The sequence below is a fragment of the Arthrobacter gallicola genome, assembly GCF_014836775.1.
In the GTDB taxonomy this organism is placed as follows: Bacteria; Actinomycetota; Actinomycetes; order Actinomycetales; family Micrococcaceae; genus Arthrobacter_B; species Arthrobacter_B gallicola.
Genome location: NZ_JACSQD010000001.1, coordinates 458021 through 478174, shown reverse-complemented (window position 1 = coordinate 478174; position 20154 = coordinate 458021). Strand labels below are relative to the sequence as shown.

Genomic DNA, 20154 nt, shown 5'->3' with positions numbered 1-20154 from the left:
CAGACGGGCGGACACCCATCAGGGTGTCCGCCCTTTCCGCGTACTGCCGGTTCTCTTTGCGGAGGGTGAAGTCCGCTAGATGTTGAAGCCCAGGGCCCGCATCTGGTCACGTCCATCGTCCGTGATCTTTTCCGGTCCCCACGGCGGCATCCAGACCCAGTTCAGCCGGAACTCGTCGACAATGCCCTCAAGCGCCTTGCCGGTCTGCTCTTCGAGGACATCCGTGAGCGGGCAGGCGGCGGTGGTGAGTGTCATATCGATGAGCAGGGCACCGTCTTCGGCGTACTTCAGCCCGTAGAGCAGGCCCAGGTCAACGACATTCACCCCCAGCTCGGGGTCAATGACGTCCTTGAGGGCCTCTTCGACGTCCTCCAGGGACGTCTGGGCCAGATTGGCGTCAGTCATGTTCTGCTCCTGTTCCTCAGGCTACGTGCGGATCAGCCTAGGCGCTGACGGCGCCGGTCTTGGTGAACCGGTCGTAACCTTCTTCTTCCAGGCGGTCGGCAAGCTCGGGGCCGCCCTGTTCAGCGATCCGGCCGTCAACAAAGACGTGCACAAAGTCAGGCTTGATGTAGCGCAGGATCCGCGTGTAGTGCGTAATCAGCAGCGTACCCATGTTGCCGTTCTCATGCTCGCGGTTTACGCCTTCGGAGACAACCTTCAGCGCGTCGACGTCCAGGCCGGAGTCCGTCTCATCCAGGATGGCAAACTTCGGGTGGAAGAGCTCGAGCTGCAGGATCTCCACGCGCTTCTTTTCACCGCCGGAGAAGCCCTCGTTGACGTTGCGCTGGGCAAAGTCAGCGTCAATGCGCAGCTGGCCCATGGCCGTCTTGACGTCCTTGGTCCAGTGGCGCAGGGACGGAGCTTCGCCGTCCAGGGCAGTCTTGGCGGTCCGCAGGAAGTTGGTCATGGTGACACCCGGAACCTCGACCGGGTACTGCATGGCCAGGAAGAGACCGGCCCGGGCGCGCTCGTCAACGCTCATCGCCAGGACGTCTTCACCGTCCAGCGTGATGCTGCCGCTGTCCACGGTGTACCGCGGGTGGCCGGCGATGGTGGACGCGAGGGTGGACTTGCCGGAGCCGTTCGGGCCCATGATGGCGTGGGTCTCACCGGTCTTGATGGTGAGGCTGACGCCCTTCAGGATCTGCTTCTTGACACCCTGTTCGGTCTCAATGCTGACGTGAAGGTCCTTGATTTCAAGAGTGGACATGCGTAGTTTCGCTTTCTCTTTGCACGCAGGTGGTGCGGGTCTGCAGGTTTTTCGGGAAGAAGGTGCTTAGGCCTCGACGGCGGCGAGCTCACGCTCGACGGCGGCGGTCAGGCGCTCTTCCAGTTCCGGAACCTTGATCTGCTGGATGATTTCGTTCAGGAAGCCACGCACCACGAGGCGGCGTGCAACGTCCTCCGGGATGCCCCGGGCCATCAGGTAGAACAGGTGCTCGTCGTCGAACCGGCCGGTGGCGCTGGCGTGCCCGGCACCCTCGATCAGGCCGGTCTCGATCTCGAGGTTCGGCACGGAGTCGGCGCGGCCGCCGTCGGTCAGGAGCAGGTTGCGGTTCACCTCGTAGGTGTCCGTTCCTTCGGCTTCCTTGCGGATCAGCACGTCGCCAACCCAGACCGTGTGCGCGTCCTTGCCCTGCAGTGCACCCTTGTACATCACGCGGGACTTGCAGTTCGGGACGGCGTGGTCAACGAAGAGGCGCTGTTCCAGGTGCTGGCCGGCGTCGGCGTAATACAGGCCGAACATTTCGACGTCGCCGCCGGTGGCGGTGAACTTCGAGGACGGCGTCACTCGGACAAGGTCGCCTCCGAGGCTGACCACAACGTGCTTGAAGCGCGCGTCGCGGCCGATCCGGGCGTACTGCGCCGAGGCGTGCACGGCGTCGTCGTCCCAGTCCTGGACGCTGATGACCGTGAGCTCCGCACCGTCACCGACGAGGATCTCCACGTTCTGCGACAGAGTGGCCGAGCCCTTGTGGTCCAGGACCACAACAGCCTTGGAGAAGGCTCCGGCTTCGATGACCACGTGCTGGGCGGCCGGATCAATGCCGGCGCCGGTGATGGTCAGCGTGATGGTGCCTTCGGCCTGGGTGTCCTTCGGGATGCTCACAAGAGTGGCTTCGGTGAAGGCTTCCCAGGCGGCAGCTGCCACCAGGTCCTCGGGGATGCCGGCGGTGCCGATCCGGGCATCATCACGGCCGATTCCGGCTACGGTGACGTTGTCAGGGGCGACGACGGCGACCTCGGGGGCAGTGCCCGTCAGCTCAGCGGTGTGCAGTCCGCGCAGCCGCTTGAGCGGTGTGAACCGCCAGTCCTCTTCGCGGCCGGTCAGCTTGCCGAAATCGGCCCGGTGGAAGGAGGTGGGGCGTCCAGCGCGTGAGCTGTCCGGAATCCCGGCGCCGGCGCCGTGGCTGTGGGACTTGCTGCTGTCCCCTCCCAGTACCGGCGAGGAATCGTTCAGCGGGGAAAGGTTTTCGCCTTCCTCGGTGAAACCGTCAATGCGGACACGGCTGTCGCCCGAAGGCGCACCGATCCGGGCCTTGACGCCCTCCACTGCATTGCTGACCTTTTCGGCCACGGTTTCAGCGACGTGTTCGGCTGCGTTTACTACGGTGTCGTTAAGCTTCGACATTAACCGACGGCTCCTTCCATCTGGAGTTCGATGAGGCGGTTGAGTTCAAGGGCGTATTCCATCGGCAGTTCACGGGCGATCGGCTCAATAAAGCCGCGCACGATCATGGCCATTGCCTCATCCTCGGGAAGGCCGCGTGACATGAGGTAGAACAGCTGCTCCTCGCTGACGCGGGAGACCGTGGCCTCGTGGCCCATAGTCACGTCGTCTTCGCGGATGTCCACGTACGGGTACGTGTCCGAACGGGAGATGGTGTCCACCAGCAGGGCGTCGCAGCGCACGGTGTTGGCCGAGTTCTTGGCGCCTTCCCGGACCTGGACCAGGCCGCGGTACGCTGCCCGGCCGCCGCCGCGGGCCACCGACTTGGAGATGATGGAGCTCTTGGTGTTCGGTGCGATGTGCACCATCTTGGAGCCGGTGTCCTGGTGCTGGCCCTCGCCGGCGAAGGCGATCGAGAGGGTCTCACCCTTGGCGTGCTCGCCAACCAGGTACACGGCCGGGTACTTCATGGTGACCTTGGAACCGATGTTGCCGTCGATCCACTCCATGGTGGCGCCTTCGTGTGCAATGGCGCGCTTGGTCACCAGGTTGTACACGTTGTTGGACCAGTTCTGGATGGTCGTGTAGCGGACGCGGGCGCCCTTCTTCACGATGATTTCGACGACGGCGGAGTGCAGCGAGTCCGAAGTGTAGATCGGCGCGGTGCAGCCTTCGATGTAGTGGACGTAGGAGTCCTCGTCCGCGATGATCAGGGTCCGCTCGAACTGGCCCATGTTTTCCGTGTTGATGCGGAAGTAAGCCTGCAGCGGGATCTCCACGTGAACGCCCTTGGGCACGTACACGAAGGAGCCGCCGGACCACACGGCCGTGTTCAGCGAACCGAACTTGTTATCGCCCACCGGAATAACGGTGCCGAAGTATTCCTGGAAGATCTCCGGGTGTTCCTTCAACGCGGTGTCGGTGTCCAGGAAGATAACGCCCTGGCGCTCCAGGTCCTCGCGGAGCTGGTGGTAGACAACCTCAGACTCGTACTGGGCGGCTACGCCCGAGACCAGGCGGCCGCGCTCAGCTTCGGGGATACCAAGCTTTTCGTAGGTGTTGCGGATGTCCTCGGGCAGGTCTTCCCAGGTATTGGCCTGCTTCTCGGTCGAGCGCACGAAGTACTTGATGTTGTCGAAGTCGATGCCGGAGAGGTCTGCGCCCCAGGTCGGCATGGGCTTGCGCTCGAAGTACTTCAGGCCCTTCAGCCGCAGATCCAGCATCCATTCCGGCTCGTTCTTCTTCGCCGAAATGTCGCGGACAACCTCTTCGGAGAGTCCGCGGCGTGCGTTGGACCCGGCTACGTCGGAGTCAGCCCAGCCGTACTCATAGGTGCCGATCCCCTCAAGCTCGGGGTTCTTTTCCAGGATGTCTGAAATTACGGAATCGGGCACCGCTGCGGGTGCCTCCGCCTTCCGGGTTACTTGATCCGTCATCACGGCCTTTCTTGCTGATGAGTGGATGTGGACTGGGTTGCGGCGCCGACCGGCTGGTGCGGCGCAGACATGGAACGGCCCACCGGAATGTGGGTCGTACAAACGTGCCCGCCGCGGGAAAGTGTGGACAGCCTGCGCACGTCCACTCCCAGCAGCCGGGAGAAAACTTCGGTCTCCTTGTCACAGAAGACGGGGTAGGCGCTTGCCAGCGCCTGGATGGGGCAATGCCCCTGGCACAGCTGGATGCTCAGCAGCGTGCTGGGTTTCCGGCTGGTGCCGATCATGGTGGTGGATCCGACAAACCCGTCCTTAGTCAAAAGGCCGGCCAGTGCCTCAGCTCTGTCTTCGAGCGCCGGCCCGGCGGCGTCGAGCACCGGACGGTACCGTTCCTCCATTTTCCGGAACCGTGCCGCAGCGAAAGCTTCAATGGCCTCGGGGCCAGCAGCTTGACCCAGCTCCCGGAGCGCTTCGGTGGCGATGGTCAGGTAGTCGTTACCGAGGTAGGACTGACCCTGATGGCTCACGACGTAACGCCGTGCCGGGCGGCCAGCACCCGAGCCCGGACTACTGACCCGTTTAACCTCGATCAGGCCCTGCCGCTCCAGTGTGTCGAGGTGGCGGCGCACCGCCGCTGGCGTGAATCCCAGCTTCTCGCCGAGTTCCGCGGCACTGACCGGACCGCGCTCCAGTACGGCACCGAGGACGCGGTCCCGGGTGCGCTCGTCCGGCTCCCGGGCAGCTGTGGTGGGGGCGGTGTTCACCGCCCCTGGAATCTCCGTCTCAGAACTGTTCACTGAATACACAACACAATCATGACCTAATCCATTCCGCCAGGCTACTAAGGGCAGGCTTCCCCTGCGCCGGGAGAAGCGGCCCGCGCGGCGGGAGCGGACTACTACCTAACGTAGAATATGGGCGTGCCTAACGACGAACCGTGCCTGACCATCCATGGCCTGATCCGGGACCGCGGTCCCGTTCCCGGCCTGGACGGCAAAATGCTCCGGGTCCTGGCCGGCGTCGACTTCACGGCCAGACGCGGCCAGGTCACCGCCCTCCTGGGTGCCAACGGCGCCGGGAAAACGACCACCCTTGAATGCGCCCAGGGGCTCCAGCCGATCGACGGCGGTGAAGTGCGGCTGCTGGGCCGTTCACCCTACGGGGCCGGCGCGGACCTGCGCGCCCGGGTAGGCGTGATGCTGCAGGACGGCGGCCTGCCGCCGTCGGCCCGCCCTGTGGCGCTGCTGCGGCATGTGGCCCGAATGTACGCAGCTCCCCGCGACGTTGACTCCCTGGTGGACCGGCTCGGGATCGGCAGCTTCGCCAACACCAGTATCCGCAGACTCTCCGGCGGCCAGCGGCAGCGGGTGGCCCTCGCTGCAGCCCTGGTGGGAAACCCGGAGGTGCTCTTTCTGGACGAACCCAGCGCCGGGCTGGATCCCCAGTCCCGTCAGATCGTGTTCGAGCTGATCCAGGAACTGCGGGCTGAGAACCTGGGCATCATCCTTACCACCCATCTGCTCGACGACGCGCAGAAGCTTGCCGACTACGTCTACATCATCGATGCCGGGCGCACGGTGGCGCGGGGAACCGTGGCTGAACTGACCGCACGCACTTCGGATCATCCTGCGGGACGCGAGCTGACTTTCGAAGCGCCGCCGGGACTGGCGGTTTCCATCCCCTCGCTGGCCCACCTGGATCTCGCCGAAGAGAGCCCGGGCCGCTATGTGCTGCGCGGTGAATTCTCCCCCGCGGACCTGGCCGGCCTTGCCAGCTGGTGGCATGAAGCCGGGATCCTGCCGGACAGTATCCATATGGCGTCGCGGACGCTGGAGGATGTATTCCTCGAACTATCCGGAAGGGAGATCCGATGAGCGCCCCCGCGTCCCTGCCCGTCCGGGTTCTGAACCAGGGCAAATATGAAGCCGGCACCATGCTGCGCAACGGCGAGCAGCTGGTCCTCGCCGTCGTGCTTCCGCTGCTGGGGCTCATCGCGCTGAGCGTGACCCCCATCCTGGATGCCTACGGATCCTCCCGGGTGGACACCGCCACCCCCGGTGTCCTGGCACTCTGCGCCATGTCCACGGCGTTTACCGGCCAGGGCATCGCCACCGGATTCGACCGGCGTTACGGTGTCCTCCGGTTCCTTTCCACCACGCCGCTGGGCCGGGCCGGACTGATCGCCGGAAAGGTCATCGCTGTGCTGTCCGTCCTGGCCATCCAGGTTCTGCTGGTCACGGTGGTCGCCCTGTTCCTGGGCTGGCGGCCGTCGCTGCCGGGAATTCCCCTGGCGCTGGTCCTGCTGGTACTCGGCGCCGTTGCGTTCACCGCGCTCGGCCTCCTCGTGGCGGGCACCGTGCGCCCCGAGGCGACCCTGGCCATCACCAACCTGCTCTGGATCCTGCTGGCCGGCGCCGGCGGTATCATCATTCCGGCCAGCACCCTTCCCGCAGGCCTCGAGCCCTACGTCCAGCTGCTGCCCTCCGCGGCGCTGGGCGACGCAATGAGGTCAGCGCTGCTCGAAACGCAGTTCAACCTTCCCGCCACGTTCATCCTGCTGGCGTGGACAATCCTGGGCGGCCTCGCTGCCGTCCGCTGGTTCAAATGGAGTTAGCCCCCGTGCCGAAGACACCCGCACCTGCCCCAGCCACCCCAAATACGGAGTCGTCCCTGGTTCCCGCGACCAGCCGCCTGGTCCGGTCCCTGGCGGTCGCCACCCTGGTGGCCAACATCGGCATCGTCGTTACGGGCGGAGCCGTGCGTCTCACGGCCTCCGGCCTCGGCTGCCCGGAATGGCCGCTGTGCACCCCTGATTCGCTGATCACGACGCCGGAAATGGGCGTCCACGGCATCATCGAGTTCGGTAACCGGCTGCTGACCTTTGTCCTGGCGGCGATTGCCTTCGCGATGGTGGCATCGGTCTGGAAGGCACGCTCGGCCCGTCCGGACCTCTTCTGGCTCTCGGTGGCTGCCCTGGCCGGCATTCCGGCGCAGGCGGTTATCGGCGGCATCACCGTGTGGACCGGCCTCAACCCCTGGGTGGTGGGCCTGCACTTTATCGTTTCCATGGCCATCATCGCAGTGGCCGTGGTCCTGGTGAACCGGGCCTGGCTGAGCCGTTCGCGGCTCGATACTGCCGCAGCACCGCTGGCCGGGCGCACCCTGCGTCCGGTGGTCTGGGCGATTGCGGTCCTGTCCGCCATCACGGTTATCCTCGGCGTTATTGTTACCGGGTCCGGCCCGCACGCCGGAGACCACGGCGCAGCCCGCAACAACCTCGACTCCGACCTGGTGACCCGCCTCCACGTGGTTCCGGTCTACCTGCTCGTTTTCGCCGTCGCCGTTGCCCTGTACCTCGTGTTCCGCCGCGGAGCCGACCGCCGGCTGAGGCTCTCCCTGGTGATCTTCGCGGTGGTCCTGCTGGCGCAGGCTGTCATCGGCTACACGCAGCATTTCCTGCACCTTCCGATCGTCCTGGTGGCACTGCACATGCTCGGCGCTTCGGTGATGACCGCTGCTGCGGCGCACGTCGTCTACACCGGTCTTTCCCGGAAGGTTCCGGGCGCGGTGGCCGGAGCTGCGGTTTCCGGCGGGCCAGTTTCCGGCGCTGAAGTTTCCGGCGCAGCTGCCCGGGGCTAACCTGTACCCGCTGAATTCCCTTCCGGTTTGGTGTCTGTGCGGCACTGACGGAGGGGTGCGGCTAGCTGCTGGTCCGGCTGGAACCTGCTGGACACGGGTGGAACCGGCCGGAAGCGGCTGGAACCTGGTGGGCCCTGCCGGAAGCGGCTGGAACCTGGTGGGCCCTGCCGGAAGCGGCTGGAACGTGCTGGACCCTGCCGGAACCTGCTGGGCCCTGCCGGAGGCGGCCGGAACCTGCTGGAAGCGACCGGAACCGGCGTGACCGGCTTGCCGACCTCTTTCCTGTGAACATTGCTGCCAAAGGCCTCTCCGCGTCTGCGGGGAGGCCTTTGGTGTCTATGGGGTGCGTGTGCCGGCGTCGAGTGGGGATGGGTGCGCGGGGGCTGTGGGGATGGGTGCGTCGGGGGCGGCTGGGCTGGACCCGGGGTGCCAGCTGTCGGGTGCCAGATTTCCCACTAAATGTGACTGCTGTGGCCCGTGGGGTCACTCTCGGTTACTCCTGTAACTGAGAGTGGGAACGGTGGATCCGCGTGGACCGCGATTGCCGGATGAGTGCCACAGACGCCGGGCCGGAACGCCACCAGACAGCGCTCAGACAATACGGGACCTGGGCAGACAGTGCGAGACCTGGGCAGGAAGCGTTCCCACGACACGGGTTCCCACTCTTTGTTCACTCCTGGGGCTGGAGTGACCCCACCAGCCTCAGGAGGATACATACAGTGGGAACGCGTGTCGCGGATCGTGTGGGGCGTGATTCTGCCGGATGGGGCAGCTGTCGGTTCGATGCTGGGGCCGCAGACGCCTGGCCGCAACTCCACCGGACAGGGCGCCGACAGCGCGGGACCTGGACAGGAATCGTTCCCGCGACACGGGTTCCCACTCTTTGTTCATTCCTGGGGCTGGAGTGACCCCACCAGCCTCAGGAGGATACATACAGTGGGAACGGTGGATCCGCGTGGACCGCGATTGCCGGATGAGTGCCACAGACGCCGGGCCGGAACGCCACCAGACAGCGCTCAGACAATACGGGACCTGGGCAGACAGTGCGAGACCTGGGCAGGAAGCGTTCCCACGACACGGGTTCCCACTCTTTGTTCACTCCTGGGGCTGGAGTGACCCCACCAGCCTCAGGAGGATACATACAGTGGGAACGCGTGTCGCCGTAGCGGTTGGGGCGAAACAGGCCAGGCTGGGAGCTACCGGATCCCCCGGGGTCCGCCACCAAGAGGCGGACGGCATACGGGCTACCGGATTCCCCCGGGTCCGCCACCAAGAGGCGGACGGCATACGGGCTACCGGATTCCCCCGGGTCCGCCAGCAGCGGCGCGCCTCTTGGGAGTCACAGCTACGGGTACCAGCACCGTTCTGGGGCCTACAGGTCGTCCAGGCGCATCGGCGGTGAAGTCACCCGCGAGTCAGACGAAACGTCAGGAGGGTCTGTCACGGACCGGCACGCAGCCACCTGAGGCAGCTCACGGCTGGCGCCCCCTGGCACCCCCACGCACCCCACGCAGCGAAGCAGACTAGAAGAGCGGACCGCCGACGAACGGATCGATGGCAAGGGCCACGAAGAGGATCGTGAGGTAGCTGATGGAGCCGTGGAAGACCTTCATTGCCGACTTGTCGCTGACCTCGCCGCGCTGGGCACGGCCGTGTAGGCGGTGGGTCTCGGCGAGGAACCAGATACCGCTCAGAGCAGCACCGATGGTGTAAACCCAGCCGGCACCGCCAACGGGAACCAGGAGCAGGGAGCAGACCACGGTGGCGTACGCGTACAGCACAACCTGGACCGAGACCAGCTTGGCACCGGCGACGGCACCGAGCATCGGAACGGAGGCATTGCGGTAGTCCTCGCCGTACTTCATGGACAGCGGCCAGTAATGCGGCGGGGTCCAGAGGAAGATCACCATGAACAGGATGATTGCCGGCCATTCCACGGTATTCGTGACGGCGGCCCAGGCGATCAGCACCGGCATGCAGCCGGCAGCTCCGCCCCAGACAATGTTCTGGGTGGTGCGGCGCTTGAGGATCAGCGTGTACAGGACCACGTAGAGCAGAATGGCGCCGAGGCCCAGCAGGCCGGTGAGGGGGTTCGCGCCGAACCACAGAAGGGCAATCGAAACGATGCCCAGCACCCAGCCGAAGACCAGTGCCTCCCGCGGTGTCACCTCACCTGTGACCAGCGGACGCTTCTCGGTCCGGCGCATCAGCCGGTCCATGTCCCGGTCAATGTAGCAATTGAAGACGCCGGCACTGGCGGCAGCCAGCGCACCGCCCACCATGGTTGCCACCATCAGCCAGACGGACGGAATTCCGCCGTGCGCGAAGAACATGGTGGGAAGAGTGGTGACCAGCAGCAGTTCAATGACGCGCGGCTTCGTCAGCGCAACATAAGCCCGAAGCTTGCGGCCCGCGCTCATTTTTCCGGTGTAGACCGGAATCTCGGCGGGGGCATGCTGCGTACTCACGAAAAGATCACTCAGTCCTGTCTAGGGTCCTGCTCTGGGCCGGAAAAGTCCGAGATCATCATAACCTCTATCCCCTGTAGAAAACGAAGCCCGCAGCGCGTTCCCGCGGACACGTTACCCAAGACGGCTTCCCACAGGCAGGATCACACGTGGTTGGCCGTCACGATACGCCCAATGACCGGCCCTTCGGGATAAGGTTGGAGCGGACATTCCAACGGAGCCATCGGGCACCGCAGGAGGAGCGCAGAGCCTGCCGCCCCCCGCCCAGCCGCACGCAGCCCGCGAAGCGGCGGCGGATGAGCAGGAGAGCGCAATTGTCCGGTAACGACTCAGCACAAGGCTTCCGGTGCTCAAGGCGCCGGTCATCCCCGAAAGAGAGGGCCCGGTAAACGTGCCACATTTGGAAGAGCAGAATCTGACCTGGACCGAGACGGACAGCAAGGCAGTGGACACGATCCGGGTCCTCGCTGCCGACGCCGTCGAAAAGGTCGGCAACGGACACCCCGGAACTGCCATGAGCCTGGCTCCGGCAGCCTACCTGCTGTTCCAGAAGCTCATGCGCCACGACCCGGCCGACCCGCACTGGATCGGCCGTGACCGCTTTGTCCTCTCCCCCGGTCACACCTCCCTGACCCTTTACATCCAGCTCTTCCTCTCCGGTTACGGACTGGAGCTCGATGACCTGAAGGCACTGCGGACCTGGGGCTCCAAGACTCCCGGCCACCCTGAATACCGGCACACGGACGGTGTGGAAATCACCACCGGCCCGCTGGGGCAGGGCCTGGCCTCCGCCGTCGGCTTCGCCTTCGCTCAGCGCCGCCTGCGCGGAATGCTCGACGCCGAGGCTCCCGCCGGCGAGAGCCCCTTCGACCACACTGTCTGGGTCATTGCCTCCGACGGCGATCTCCAGGAAGGCGTCACCTCCGAGGCCTCCTCGCTGGCCGGCCACCAGGAACTGGGCAACCTCGTGGTGATCTACGACGAGAACCACATCTCCATTGAAGACGACACCGACATCGCCTTCACCGAAGACGTCCTGAAGCGCTACGAAGCCTACGGCTGGCACACCCAGCGCGTGGACTGGACCGCCGGCGGCGAATACAAGGAAGACGTGGCAGGCCTGTACGAGGCACTGACGGCCGCCAAAGCCGAGACCTCGCGTCCCTCGATCATCTCGCTGCGCACCATCATCGGGTGGCCCTCCCCCAACAAGCAGAACACCGGCAAGATCCACGGTTCGGCCCTGGGCCGCGACGAAGTCGCCGCTCTCAAGGAAGCCATGGGCTTTGACCCGGAGAAGTCCTTCGACGTCGACCCCGCCGTCCTGGAGCACGCCCGGGCAGCCGTTTCCCGCGGCGCCAAGGAACATGCCCTCTGGAATGAAGCCTTTACCGCCTGGCAGGAAACCAACCCGGAGGCCGCAGAGCTGCTCGAACGCATCCAGGCCGGCAAGCTGCCCGCCGGATGGGAAGAATCCCTGCCTGCATTCGAAGCCGGCAAGGATGTTTCCACCCGCGCCGCGTCCGGCAAGGTCCTGAGCGCCATCGGCCCGGTACTGCCGGAGCTGTGGGGCGGTTCAGCCGACCTGGCCGAGTCCAACAACACCACCATTGAAGGCGCACCGTCCTTCATCCCCGCGGGCAAGCAGACCAGCACCTGGTCCGGCGGACCCTACGGCCGGGTGCTGCACTTCGGCATCCGGGAGCACGCAGCCGCCGCGATCGTCAACGGCATCACGATGGCCAGCAACACCCGGGCCTTCTCCGGTACCTTCCTGATCTTCAGCGATTACCAGCGTCCGGCCATCCGCCTCGGCGCCCTGATGGGTGTGCCCTCCATCTACGTCTGGACGCACGATTCGATCGGCCTCGGCGAAGACGGACCGACGCACCAGCCGGTCGAGCAGCTGGCCTCGCTCCGGGCCATCCCGGGCCTCGACGTCGTCCGTCCCGCAGACGCCAACGAAGTGGCCGTGGCCTGGCGCACCATCCTGGAAAACACCCAGAACCCGGCAGGCATCGTCCTGACCCGCCAGAATGTCCCCACCTGGGACCGCGGTGAAGGTACGGCAGACGCCGCTGCCTTTGGCTCCGCCGAAGGTGCCGCCCGCGGCGGTTACGTTCTGGCTGAGGCCGTGCGCGGCGGCGAAGCCGTCACCCCTGACGTGGTGCTGATCGGCACCGGGTCCGAGGTCCAGCTGGCCGTCGCCGCCCGCGAAGCCCTTGCCGCCGAAGGCATCGCAGCACGCGTCGTTTCGATGCCCAGCGTTGAGTGGTTCAACCGCCAGGATGAGGACTACCGCGAATCGGTCCTCCCCCGCGGCGTCAAGGCACGCGTTTCGGTTGAAGCCGGCATTGCCCAGGGCTGGCGCGAGTTCGTTGGCGACAACGGACGCATGGTTTCCCTGGAGCACTTCGGCGCTTCCGCCGACTACAAGACCCTGTTCAACGAGTTCGGCATCACCGCCGACGCCGTGGCCCAGGCCGCCCGCGATTCCCTGGCAGCCGTCCGCGGCCAGGACGCCGCACCCGCCGGCACACCAGCCGCGCCTTCCGGCGCCGCGTCCACCAAGACCGGCGACCAGAAGTAAAACGGAACAAAAGGAGCACACCAATGACTTGCACCCCTACCGCCGCCCTCTCCGAGGCCGGAGTCTCCATCTGGCTTGACGACCTCTCGCGCGAAAGGATCACCTCCGGCTCGCTGAAGGACCTGATCTCCTCGCGCAACGTCGTCGGCGTCACCACCAACCCGAGCATCTTCGCCGCGGCCCTGGCCAACGGCGAGTCCTACGCGGCCCAGGTCCAGCAGCTGGCAGCCAGCGGCGCCGACGTCGACAAGGCCGTTTTCGAGATCACCACCGACGACGTCATCCAGGCGTGCGACGTCTTCGCCCCCGTCTACGCGGCAACGAACGGTGTTGACGGCCGGGTCTCGATCGAGGTGGACCCCCGCCTCTCCCGTGACACCCAGGGCACCATCAACGAAGCAAAGGAACTCTTCGACAAGGTGGGACGCAGCAACGTCCTCATCAAGATCCCGGCCACCCAGGAAGGCCTGCCGGCCATCTCGGCTGTCCTTGCCGCCGGTATCAGCGTGAACGTCACCCTGATCTTCTCGCTGCAGCGCTACCGCGAGGTCATCAACGCGTTCATGGTGGGCATTGAGCAGGCCCGCGAAAACGGCCACGATCTCTCCACCATCCACTCGGTGGCTTCCTTCTTCGTCTCCCGGGTGGACGCAGAGATCGACAAGCGGCTCGACGCCGCCGGCTCGGACGAAGCGAAGGCACTCAAGGGCAAGGCCGGGCTCGCAAACGCCCGCCTGGCCTACCAGGTCTTCGAAGAGTCCTTCGCCACCGAACGCTGGCAGGTACTGGCAGCTGCCGGCGCCAACGCCCAGCGTCCGCTGTGGGCCTCCACCGGCGTCAAGGACCCGGCCCTGCCGGACACCTTGTACGTCACCGAACTGGTGGCTCCCGGCGTCGTCAACACGATGCCCGAGAAGACCCTCGAGGCGACTGCCGACCACGGCAAGGTCACCGGTGACACCGTCACGGGCACCTACGCCGAGTCCGCAGCCCTCCTCGACGCACTGGACCGCCAGGGCGTGGACTACAACGAGGTCGTCGAACTTCTTGAGGCCGAAGGCCTGGATAAGTTCGTCGTCTCCTGGGGCGAGCTGCTCGAGACCGTATCCACCGCGCTCAACGGCGCACGGGAGGCATAAGAATCATGACAACACTGTCCTTTGAAGCGGCCGGGGCCGCCCGCGATGCCGTGGAAGCGAAGGTCCCCGGACTGGTCCGCGATGAGGTAGCCACCCGGCTGCTCGCGCAGGACCCCACTCTGTGGGGCCCGGATGCCGAAGCTGAAGCCGCCATCCGGCTTGGCTGGCTGAACCCCTCGGAAAGCTCCCGGCCGCTGCTGGGACAGATCCGCGCGCTGCGCGACGAACTCGCCGCTGAAGGGGTCACCCGCGTGGTCCTGGCCGGCATGGGCGGTTCGTCGCTGGCGCCGGAAGTCATTACCCGCACCGATGGAGTGGACCTCACGGTCCTGGACTCCACCGATCCCGACTCCGTCGCTGCGGCCCTGGCCGTAGATTTGGCGGGAACCGTGATCGTGGTTTCCTCCAAGTCGGGCTCCACCGTGGAGACCGACTCCCAGCGGCGCGCGTTTGAGGATGCGTTCACGAAGGCCGGAATCGATGCCGCGTCACGGATCGTCGTCGTGACCGATCCGGGCTCGCCCCTGGACGGTGCCGCGCGGGAAGCCGGCTACCGCGCGGTTTTCAACGCCGATCCGAACGTCGGAGGACGTTACTCGGCGCTGACCGCGTTCGGGCTCGTGCCCTCCGGCCTGGCCGGTGCGGATATCGAATCCCTGCTCGACGCCGCTGAGGACACCGCGGAAATGCTCAGCGGCAACGATGCGGACAACATCGGCCTCGCCCTCGGTGCCGCCCTGGGCGGGACGGATCCGCTGCGGAACAAGATCGTAATCGTTGATGAAGGTTCCGGGCTGGCCGGTTTCCCGGACTGGGCCGAACAGCTCATCGCGGAATCCACCGGCAAGCTTGGCACGGGGTTGCTCCCGGTTGCGGTTGAGCCTGGCGCACCGGAGATCCTCAGCGGAGCGCCGGACATTCTGGTGGTGCGGATCGCGGCACCTGACGCCGAGGCCCTGCCGGAGGGCAACCAGGTGGTTGTCTCCGGCAGCCTCGGCGCGCAGATGATGCTGTGGGAGTACGCGACGGCGGTTGCCGGGCGCCTGCTGGGCATCAACCCGTTTGACCAGCCCGACGTCGAAGCCGCCAAAAAGGCGGCCCGCGGCCTGCTCGATGCCCAGCCCAAGCCCGCAGCGCCGTCGTTTGTTGACGGCAGCATTGAGGTCCGCGCGGATTCCGCGCTGCTCGGCGGGGCTGACACCCTGGAAGCCGCGCTCCGTGCGCTCCTGCAGCACCTCGGCGAAGACGGTTACCTCAGCGTCCAGGCCTACCTGGACCGGGCAGCCCAGGCCCCGCTGGAGCAGCTGCGGCCCGAACTGGCGCAGCTGACCGGCCGTCCGGTGACTTTCGGCTGGGGACCGCGTTTCCTGCACTCCACCGGACAGTTCCACAAGGGCGGCCCGGCGCAGGGCGTCTACCTGCAGATCACCGGGGCGCCCGCCAGCGACGTGCCGATCCCCGGCCGGCCGTTCACCTTCGGTGAGCTGATCGCGGCCCAGGCCGCCGGCGACGCCCAGGTGCTCGTCGACCAGGGGCGTCCCGTCCTGCGGCTGAACCTGCTGGACCGCAATGCGGGAGCCGCGCAGCTGACGGAGACCATCAAGGGACTAGCCAAGGGCGGTAACTAACAGATGTCCCATGAGCAAGACAACGGTTCCCCCAGCCCGTTGCGGGACCCGCGCGACCGGCGGCTGAGCCGGATCGCGGGTCCCTCCTCCCTGGTGATCTTCGGTGTCACCGGAGACCTGGCACGCAAGAAACTCATTCCGGCGGTCTACGACCTCGCCAACCGAGGTCTGCTTCCGCCCAGCTTCTCCATGGTCGGATTCGGCCGGCGGGAATGGAGCGACGCAGACTTCACGGCCTACGTGAAGGAGGCCGTGCAGGCTGGTTCGCGAACCGCATTCAGCGAAAGTGTCTGGGACCAGCTGGTCGAAGGCATCCGGTTTGTGCAGGGCGGCTTCGACGACGACCAGGCGTTCGACAAACTCCGCACCACGCTTGAGGAACTGGACGAGAAGCGCGGCACCCGCGGCAACGTGGCGTTCTACCTCTCGGTTCCACCGAAGAGCTTTGAGCAGGTTTGCCAGCAGCTCTCCAGCCACGGACTGGCTGATTCGGCAGAGGGCCAGTGGCGCCGTGTCGTCATTGAAAAGCCGTTCGGCCATGACCTGCAGTCTGCCCGGGACCTGAACGAAGTGGTTGAAGCGGTCTTCCCCGCCGACTCGGTTTTCCGGATCGACCACTACCTGGGTAAGGAAACAGTCCAGAACATCCTGGCGCTGCGCTTCGCCAACCAGCTTTTCGAGCCGATCTGGAACGCCAACTACGTTGACCACGTCCAGATCACCATGGCCGAGGACATCGGCATTGGCGGCCGCGCGGGCTACTACGACGGCGTCGGGGCTGCCCGTGACGTAATCCAGAACCACCTGCTGCAGCTGCTGGCGCTCACCGCCATGGAAGAGCCGATCTCCTTCGACGCCGCACACCTGCGCGCGGAAAAGGAGAAGGTGCTGGCTGCCGTCCGGCTGCCCAAGGACCTGTCCAAGCATTCCGCCCGCGGACAGTACACGGGCGGCTGGCAGGGCGGTGAAAAGGTCACCGGATTCCTGGAGGAAGAAGGCTTCAACCCGGAGTCCAAGACCGAAACGTTTGCCGCGATCCGGCTGGACATCAACACCAGACGCTGGGCCGGTGTGCCGTTCTACCTGCGGGCAGGAAAACGGCTGGGACGCCGTGTCACCGAGATCGCCGTCGTCTTCAAGCGGGCACCGAACCTCCTGTTCCGTGACCATGAAGAGGACGACTTCGGGCAGAACGCCGTCGTCATCCGCGTCCAGCCGGACGAAGGCGCCACGATCCGGTTCGGTTCCAAGGTGCCGGGAACGCAGATGGAAGTCCGCGACGTTTCCATGGACTTCGGCTACGGTCACTCCTTCACGGAATCCAGCCCGGAGGCCTATGAACGGCTCATCCTCGACGTGCTGCTCGGTGAACCACCGCTGTTCCCGCGGCACGAAGAAGTGGAGCTGTCGTGGAAGATCGTGGATCCGTTCGAGGAATACTGGGCATCCCTGGATGAACAGCCCGAACCCTACGCTCCAGGAAGCTGGGGCCCGCCCTCAGCTGCTGAACTGCTCGCCCGTGACGGAAGGACCTGGAGAAGGCCGTGATCGTTGAACTGCCAGACACCACCACCTCCAAGGTGTCGAAGAAAATCGTTGCCATGCGCGACAAGGGCGGTGTGGTGGCCCTGGGCCGCGTCCTGACCCTGGTGATCGTCGCCAAGCCGGACTTCGTGGAAGAAGCCATTGAAGCGGCCAATGCTGCCAGCCGGGAACACCCCTGCCGGATCATTGTCCTGGTGGCAGGCTCCCCGGATGAGCCGTCCCGGCTGGATGCCCAGATCCGGGTCGGCGGCGACGCCGGCGCCTCGGAGGTCATCCTGCTTTACGGCTACGGCGAACTGGCTGCCGAGACTGAGTCCCTGGTCTCGGCCCTGCTGCTGCCGGATGCACCGATCGTGGCGTGGTGGCCGCACGGCGTACCCAAATCAGCGGCGTCCACACCGCTGGGGCGGATCGCCCACCGCCGCATCACCGATGCTGCGAATGAGGTCAACCCCAAGCAGGCGCTGCTGGACCTCAGCCGCAGCTACCAGGCCGGCGACACGGACCTGAGCTGGACCCGGCTGACGCATTGGCGGATCCAGCTGGCAGCTGTGCTGGAGCAGAACGGTGCCAACGGGATCAACTCCATCACCGTTGAAGGTGCCTCCGATTCCGCCAGTACGTTCCTGCTGGCGGCCTGGCTGAAGAACGCCCTCCACGTTCCGGTGGAAATCATCGAGGACAAAGCAGGCAGCGGTATGCGGCGCGTGCGGCTGGAACGCGGCGCCGGTGTGATTGAGTTGTACCGTCCTGACGGCAATACGGCCTACCTCACCCAGCCGGGACAGCCCGAGCAGCGGATTTCCCTTCCCCGGCGGAACCTGCACGAGTGCCTGGCCGAAGAACTGCGCCGGCTGGATCCTGACGAGGTATTCGGAGAAGTACTAACGCAGGGACTGGCAGCGTGCCTGAGCCCGGAACGGATTAACGCATGAGGCACTTCCCCAACGGAGTGAGCATCCACCCCGACTTCGAGGCCCTGTGCAGTGCGACTGCGGGCCGCATGATCACCAAACTGGTTGACGTGCAGAGCCGGCGGGGCGAAGCAACCGTGGTACTGACCGGCGGCACCGCCGGGATCGCGGTGCTTGCTGCAGTAGCTGCGGCGCCGGCGCGCACCGCGGTGGACTGGCGCAGGGTGAACTTCTGGTGGGGAGACGAGCGGTTTGTTGCCGCAGAGTCAGAGGAGCGTAACGCCCTGGCAGCATGGCGGGCAATGCTGGAACCCCTGGGCGTAGACCCGTCCCGGGTCCACGAGGTTCCCGGCACGGGCACAGCTGCCGACGTCGAAGCGGCTGCTGCGGCTTACGCTGCGGACCTTGCCGCCGCCGCAGGGGCCGAAGAGCTGCCCGCAGGGTTTGCCGAGACCGACCCCCGGCTCCCCCGCTTCGATCTCCTGCTCCTGGGCGTGGGCCCGGATGCCCACGTCGCCTCACTGTTCCCGGAAATGGCGGGCGTGCGGACAACCGGTGAGACCGTGGTGGCCGTGCGCGACGCACCGAAGCCGCCGCCGGAGCGGGTCTCCCTGACCATGGAGGCCATCAATTCGGCTGAGGAGGTCTGGCTGGTGGTTGCCGGTGAGGACAAGGCCGGAGCCGTCGGCCTGGCGTTGGCCGGGGCGGGCCAGGTTCAGGTCCCGGCTGCCGGTGCGCAGGGCCGGGCCAAGACCCGGTGGCTGGTGGACCAGGCCGCTGCTTCGCAGCTTCCGGAACGGCTGCTGGAGTCGGGGAACTAGGGTTCCGCCCGTCGGTTCACCACAAGCCCAGCAGTGCGGTCAGACGCAGAAAGAGTGGCCCCGGATCAGTGATCCGGGGCCACTCTTTATGTTTGAGGACACCGCCCAGGACACCGGTCCTGGCTGCAGGCCTTAGCTGCCGGGTTCTGGGTGCCGGGTCTAGGATTCGCCGGAGAAGCGCTGGATCAGGCCGAGCGCAATGATGACCAGGCCCCAGGAGAGACCAAGCACAACGGTGAAGCGGTTCAGGTTCTTCTCAGCAACTCCGGAAGAACCCATGCTGGTGCTCATGCCGCCGCCAAACATGTCCGACATACCACCGCCGCGGCCCTTGTGAAGAAGAATCAGGAACGTGAGCAGCAGGCTGGTCAGGCCAAGCAGAACCAGCAGGATGATCTTCAGAATTTCCACTTACGGCCTTTCACGGGTGACACATTGAATTGGAGACGCTGCCGCTGCGCAGGTCAGTCGGTCACCAGGTGTTGTTCGAACCTGACAATATTAGCAAATTCAGCTACGTCCAAACTGGCACCGCCAACCAGCACGCCGTCAACGTCACGCTCCTTGAGGATGCTCGCGGCATTCGCTGCTTTCACCGATCCCCCGTAGAGCAGCCGGACCTTGGCGGCAACGGCGTCGTCGTAAAGGTCCGCCAGCTCAGCGCGGATGGTGCTGCACATTTCCTGAGCGTCCTCAGGCCCTGCTACCTCGCCGGTGCCGATAGCCCAGACCGGTTCGTAGGCGATGACCAGGCTGGAAACTTCCTCAGCTGACAATCCCGCCAGGTCATTACGCACCTGCTCCAGGGTGTGGAGCAGGTGGTTGCCGGCCTGGCGCTCGGACAGGCCTTCACCGACGCAGAGCACCGGAACGAGATTGTTCCGGAAGGCTGCCCGGAGCTTGGAGTTCAGCAGTTCATCCGATTCGCCGTGGACGCTGCGGCGTTCGCTGTGGCCGACCAGGACGTAGCTGCAGCCCAGGCGGGACAGGAACTGCCCGGAAATGTCTCCGGTGAAAGCGCCCGAATCCTCCGGCGACAGATCCTGGGCGCCGTAGGCGACCTTGAGCTTGTCCCCCTGGACCAGTGTCTGGGTGCTGCGCAGGTCGGTGAACGGAGGGAAGACCACAACTTCGACCCGGCTGAAGTCATGCTTGGCGTCGCTGAGCGTCCAAGCCAGTTTCTGCAGCAGCGTAATGCCCTGCACATGGTCCATGTTCATTTTCCAGTTGCCCGCGATCAGCGGTGTGCGGTCGAACTTGCCGTTGGTCGAGGTTGTCATCTCTGCTCCGGTTCGGTTTGGTT

The 20154-nt window shown here is 65.6% G+C and carries 17 protein-coding genes; 9 read left to right on the top strand and 8 right to left on the bottom strand.

All coding sequences use genetic code 11. The features are described 5' to 3' along the window. Positions 1-75: 75 nt before the first annotated feature. From H9639_RS02125 to H9639_RS02105, 5 genes are all read right to left on the bottom strand, one after another. Entirely contained in the window at positions 76-405 is a 330-nt protein-coding gene (locus H9639_RS02125; protein ID WP_191806478.1) for a metal-sulfur cluster assembly factor, read from the bottom strand. A gap of 37 nt (positions 406-442) precedes the next feature. Beyond that, positions 443-1213 (bottom strand): Fe-S cluster assembly ATPase SufC, encoded by a 771-nt coding sequence (sufC, locus tag H9639_RS02120; protein WP_191806477.1) that lies wholly within the window; start codon positions 1211-1213, stop codon positions 443-445. 66 nt (positions 1214-1279) lie between these two features. Further along, the gene (gene sufD / locus H9639_RS02115) at positions 1280-2635 is read right to left on the bottom strand and encodes a Fe-S cluster assembly protein SufD (RefSeq protein ID WP_191806476.1); all 1356 of its coding nucleotides are present in this window, start codon (positions 2633-2635) and stop codon (positions 1280-1282) included. After that, positions 2635-4110, bottom strand: a complete 1476-nt coding sequence (gene sufB, locus H9639_RS02110; RefSeq protein ID WP_225219057.1) for a Fe-S cluster assembly protein SufB — start codon at positions 4108-4110, stop codon at positions 2635-2637. The genes sufD and sufB overlap by 1 nt, the downstream gene beginning before the upstream one ends. Beyond that, a complete protein-coding gene (locus tag H9639_RS02105) occupies positions 4110-4871 on the bottom strand; it encodes a helix-turn-helix transcriptional regulator (protein WP_318241950.1) in 762 nt (253 codons plus the stop codon). The genes sufB and H9639_RS02105 overlap by 1 nt, the downstream gene beginning before the upstream one ends. Before the next feature lie 156 nt (positions 4872-5027). Between H9639_RS02105 and H9639_RS02100 the strand changes: the two genes are divergently transcribed. Genes H9639_RS02100 through H9639_RS02090 form a run of 3 tightly spaced genes read left to right on the top strand, consistent with a single transcriptional unit; the run spans position 5028 to position 7746 of the window. Then, positions 5028-5981, top strand: coding sequence for an ABC transporter ATP-binding protein (locus H9639_RS02100; protein ID WP_404799701.1), 954 nt, complete (start codon positions 5028-5030; stop codon positions 5979-5981). Then, positions 5978-6721: an ABC transporter permease gene (locus H9639_RS02095; RefSeq protein WP_191806474.1), complete on the top strand. Its 744-nt coding sequence runs from the start codon at positions 5978-5980 to the stop codon at positions 6719-6721. Before H9639_RS02100 ends, H9639_RS02095 begins: the two co-directional genes overlap by 4 nt. A 5-nt stretch (positions 6722-6726) precedes the next feature. After that, positions 6727-7746 carry a COX15/CtaA family protein gene (locus H9639_RS02090; RefSeq protein WP_318241949.1) on the top strand — a complete coding sequence of 340 codons (1020 nt, stop codon included), beginning with the start codon at positions 6727-6729 and terminating at the stop codon, positions 7744-7746. A gap of 1523 nt (positions 7747-9269) precedes the next feature. Here H9639_RS02090 and H9639_RS02085 read toward each other — a convergent pair. After that, on the bottom strand, positions 9270-10166 hold the full coding sequence (locus H9639_RS02085; RefSeq protein ID WP_191806863.1) for a heme o synthase: 897 nt from the start codon (positions 10164-10166) through the stop codon (positions 9270-9272). A 448-nt stretch (positions 10167-10614) separates the two neighbouring features. Between H9639_RS02085 and tkt the strand changes: the two genes are divergently transcribed. The 6 genes from tkt to pgl are packed head-to-tail and all read left to right on the top strand — an operon-like array spanning position 10615 to position 18851. Then, the gene (gene tkt, locus H9639_RS02080) at positions 10615-12804 is read left to right on the top strand and encodes a transketolase (protein ID WP_191806472.1); all 2190 of its coding nucleotides are present in this window, start codon (positions 10615-10617) and stop codon (positions 12802-12804) included. 23 nt (positions 12805-12827) lie between these two features. After that, positions 12828-13943 (top strand): transaldolase, encoded by a 1116-nt coding sequence (gene tal / locus H9639_RS02075; RefSeq protein WP_191806471.1) that lies wholly within the window; start codon positions 12828-12830, stop codon positions 13941-13943. Between the two features lie 5 nt (positions 13944-13948). After that, on the top strand, positions 13949-15571 hold the full coding sequence (locus H9639_RS02070; protein ID WP_191806470.1) for a glucose-6-phosphate isomerase: 1623 nt from the start codon (positions 13949-13951) through the stop codon (positions 15569-15571). A 3-nt stretch (positions 15572-15574) separates the two neighbouring features. Then, a complete protein-coding gene (gene zwf / locus H9639_RS02065) occupies positions 15575-17119 on the top strand; it encodes a glucose-6-phosphate dehydrogenase (RefSeq protein WP_191806469.1) in 1545 nt (514 codons plus the stop codon). Continuing rightward, positions 17116-18051 carry a glucose-6-phosphate dehydrogenase assembly protein OpcA gene (locus H9639_RS02060; RefSeq protein ID WP_191806468.1) on the top strand — a complete coding sequence of 312 codons (936 nt, stop codon included), beginning with the start codon at positions 17116-17118 and terminating at the stop codon, positions 18049-18051. The genes zwf and H9639_RS02060 overlap by 4 nt, the downstream gene beginning before the upstream one ends. After that, a complete protein-coding gene (gene pgl, locus H9639_RS02055) occupies positions 18048-18851 on the top strand; it encodes a 6-phosphogluconolactonase (RefSeq protein WP_191806467.1) in 804 nt (267 codons plus the stop codon). Before H9639_RS02060 ends, pgl begins: the two co-directional genes overlap by 4 nt. Before the next feature lie 159 nt (positions 18852-19010). On the opposite strand, the gene secG is transcribed toward pgl, so the two are convergent. Next, entirely contained in the window at positions 19011-19262 is a 252-nt protein-coding gene (secG, locus tag H9639_RS02050) for a preprotein translocase subunit SecG (protein ID WP_066297948.1), read from the bottom strand. A gap of 53 nt (positions 19263-19315) precedes the next feature. Beyond that, positions 19316-20131, bottom strand: a complete 816-nt coding sequence (gene tpiA, locus H9639_RS02045) for a triose-phosphate isomerase (protein ID WP_191806466.1) — start codon at positions 20129-20131, stop codon at positions 19316-19318. Positions 20132-20154 lie beyond the last annotated feature (23 nt).

Excerpts from the sequence above, each read along its gene's own strand:
- H9639_RS02125 (WP_191806478.1), bottom strand. The coding sequence starts at position 405 with ATGACTGACGCCAATCTGGCCCAGACGTCCCTGGAGGACGTCGAAGAG.
- sufC (WP_191806477.1), bottom strand. The coding sequence starts at position 1,213 with ATGTCCACTCTTGAAATCAAGGACCTTCACGTCAGCATTGAGACCGAA.
- sufD (WP_191806476.1), bottom strand. The coding sequence starts at position 2,635 with ATGTCGAAGCTTAACGACACCGTAGTAAACGCAGCCGAACACGTCGCT.
- sufB (WP_225219057.1), bottom strand. The coding sequence starts at position 4,110 with ATGACGGATCAAGTAACCCGGAAGGCGGAGGCACCCGCAGCGGTGCCC.
- H9639_RS02095 (WP_191806474.1), top strand. The coding sequence starts at position 5,978 with ATGAGCGCCCCCGCGTCCCTGCCCGTCCGGGTTCTGAACCAGGGCAAA.
- H9639_RS02085 (WP_191806863.1), bottom strand. The coding sequence starts at position 10,166 with ATGAGCGCGGGCCGCAAGCTTCGGGCTTATGTTGCGCTGACGAAGCCG.
- tal (WP_191806471.1), top strand. The coding sequence starts at position 12,828 with ATGACTTGCACCCCTACCGCCGCCCTCTCCGAGGCCGGAGTCTCCATC.
- H9639_RS02070 (WP_191806470.1), top strand. The coding sequence starts at position 13,949 with ATGACAACACTGTCCTTTGAAGCGGCCGGGGCCGCCCGCGATGCCGTG.
- zwf (WP_191806469.1), top strand. The coding sequence starts at position 15,575 with ATGTCCCATGAGCAAGACAACGGTTCCCCCAGCCCGTTGCGGGACCCG.
- pgl (WP_191806467.1), top strand. The coding sequence starts at position 18,048 with ATGAGGCACTTCCCCAACGGAGTGAGCATCCACCCCGACTTCGAGGCC.
- tpiA (WP_191806466.1), bottom strand. The coding sequence starts at position 20,131 with ATGACAACCTCGACCAACGGCAAGTTCGACCGCACACCGCTGATCGCG.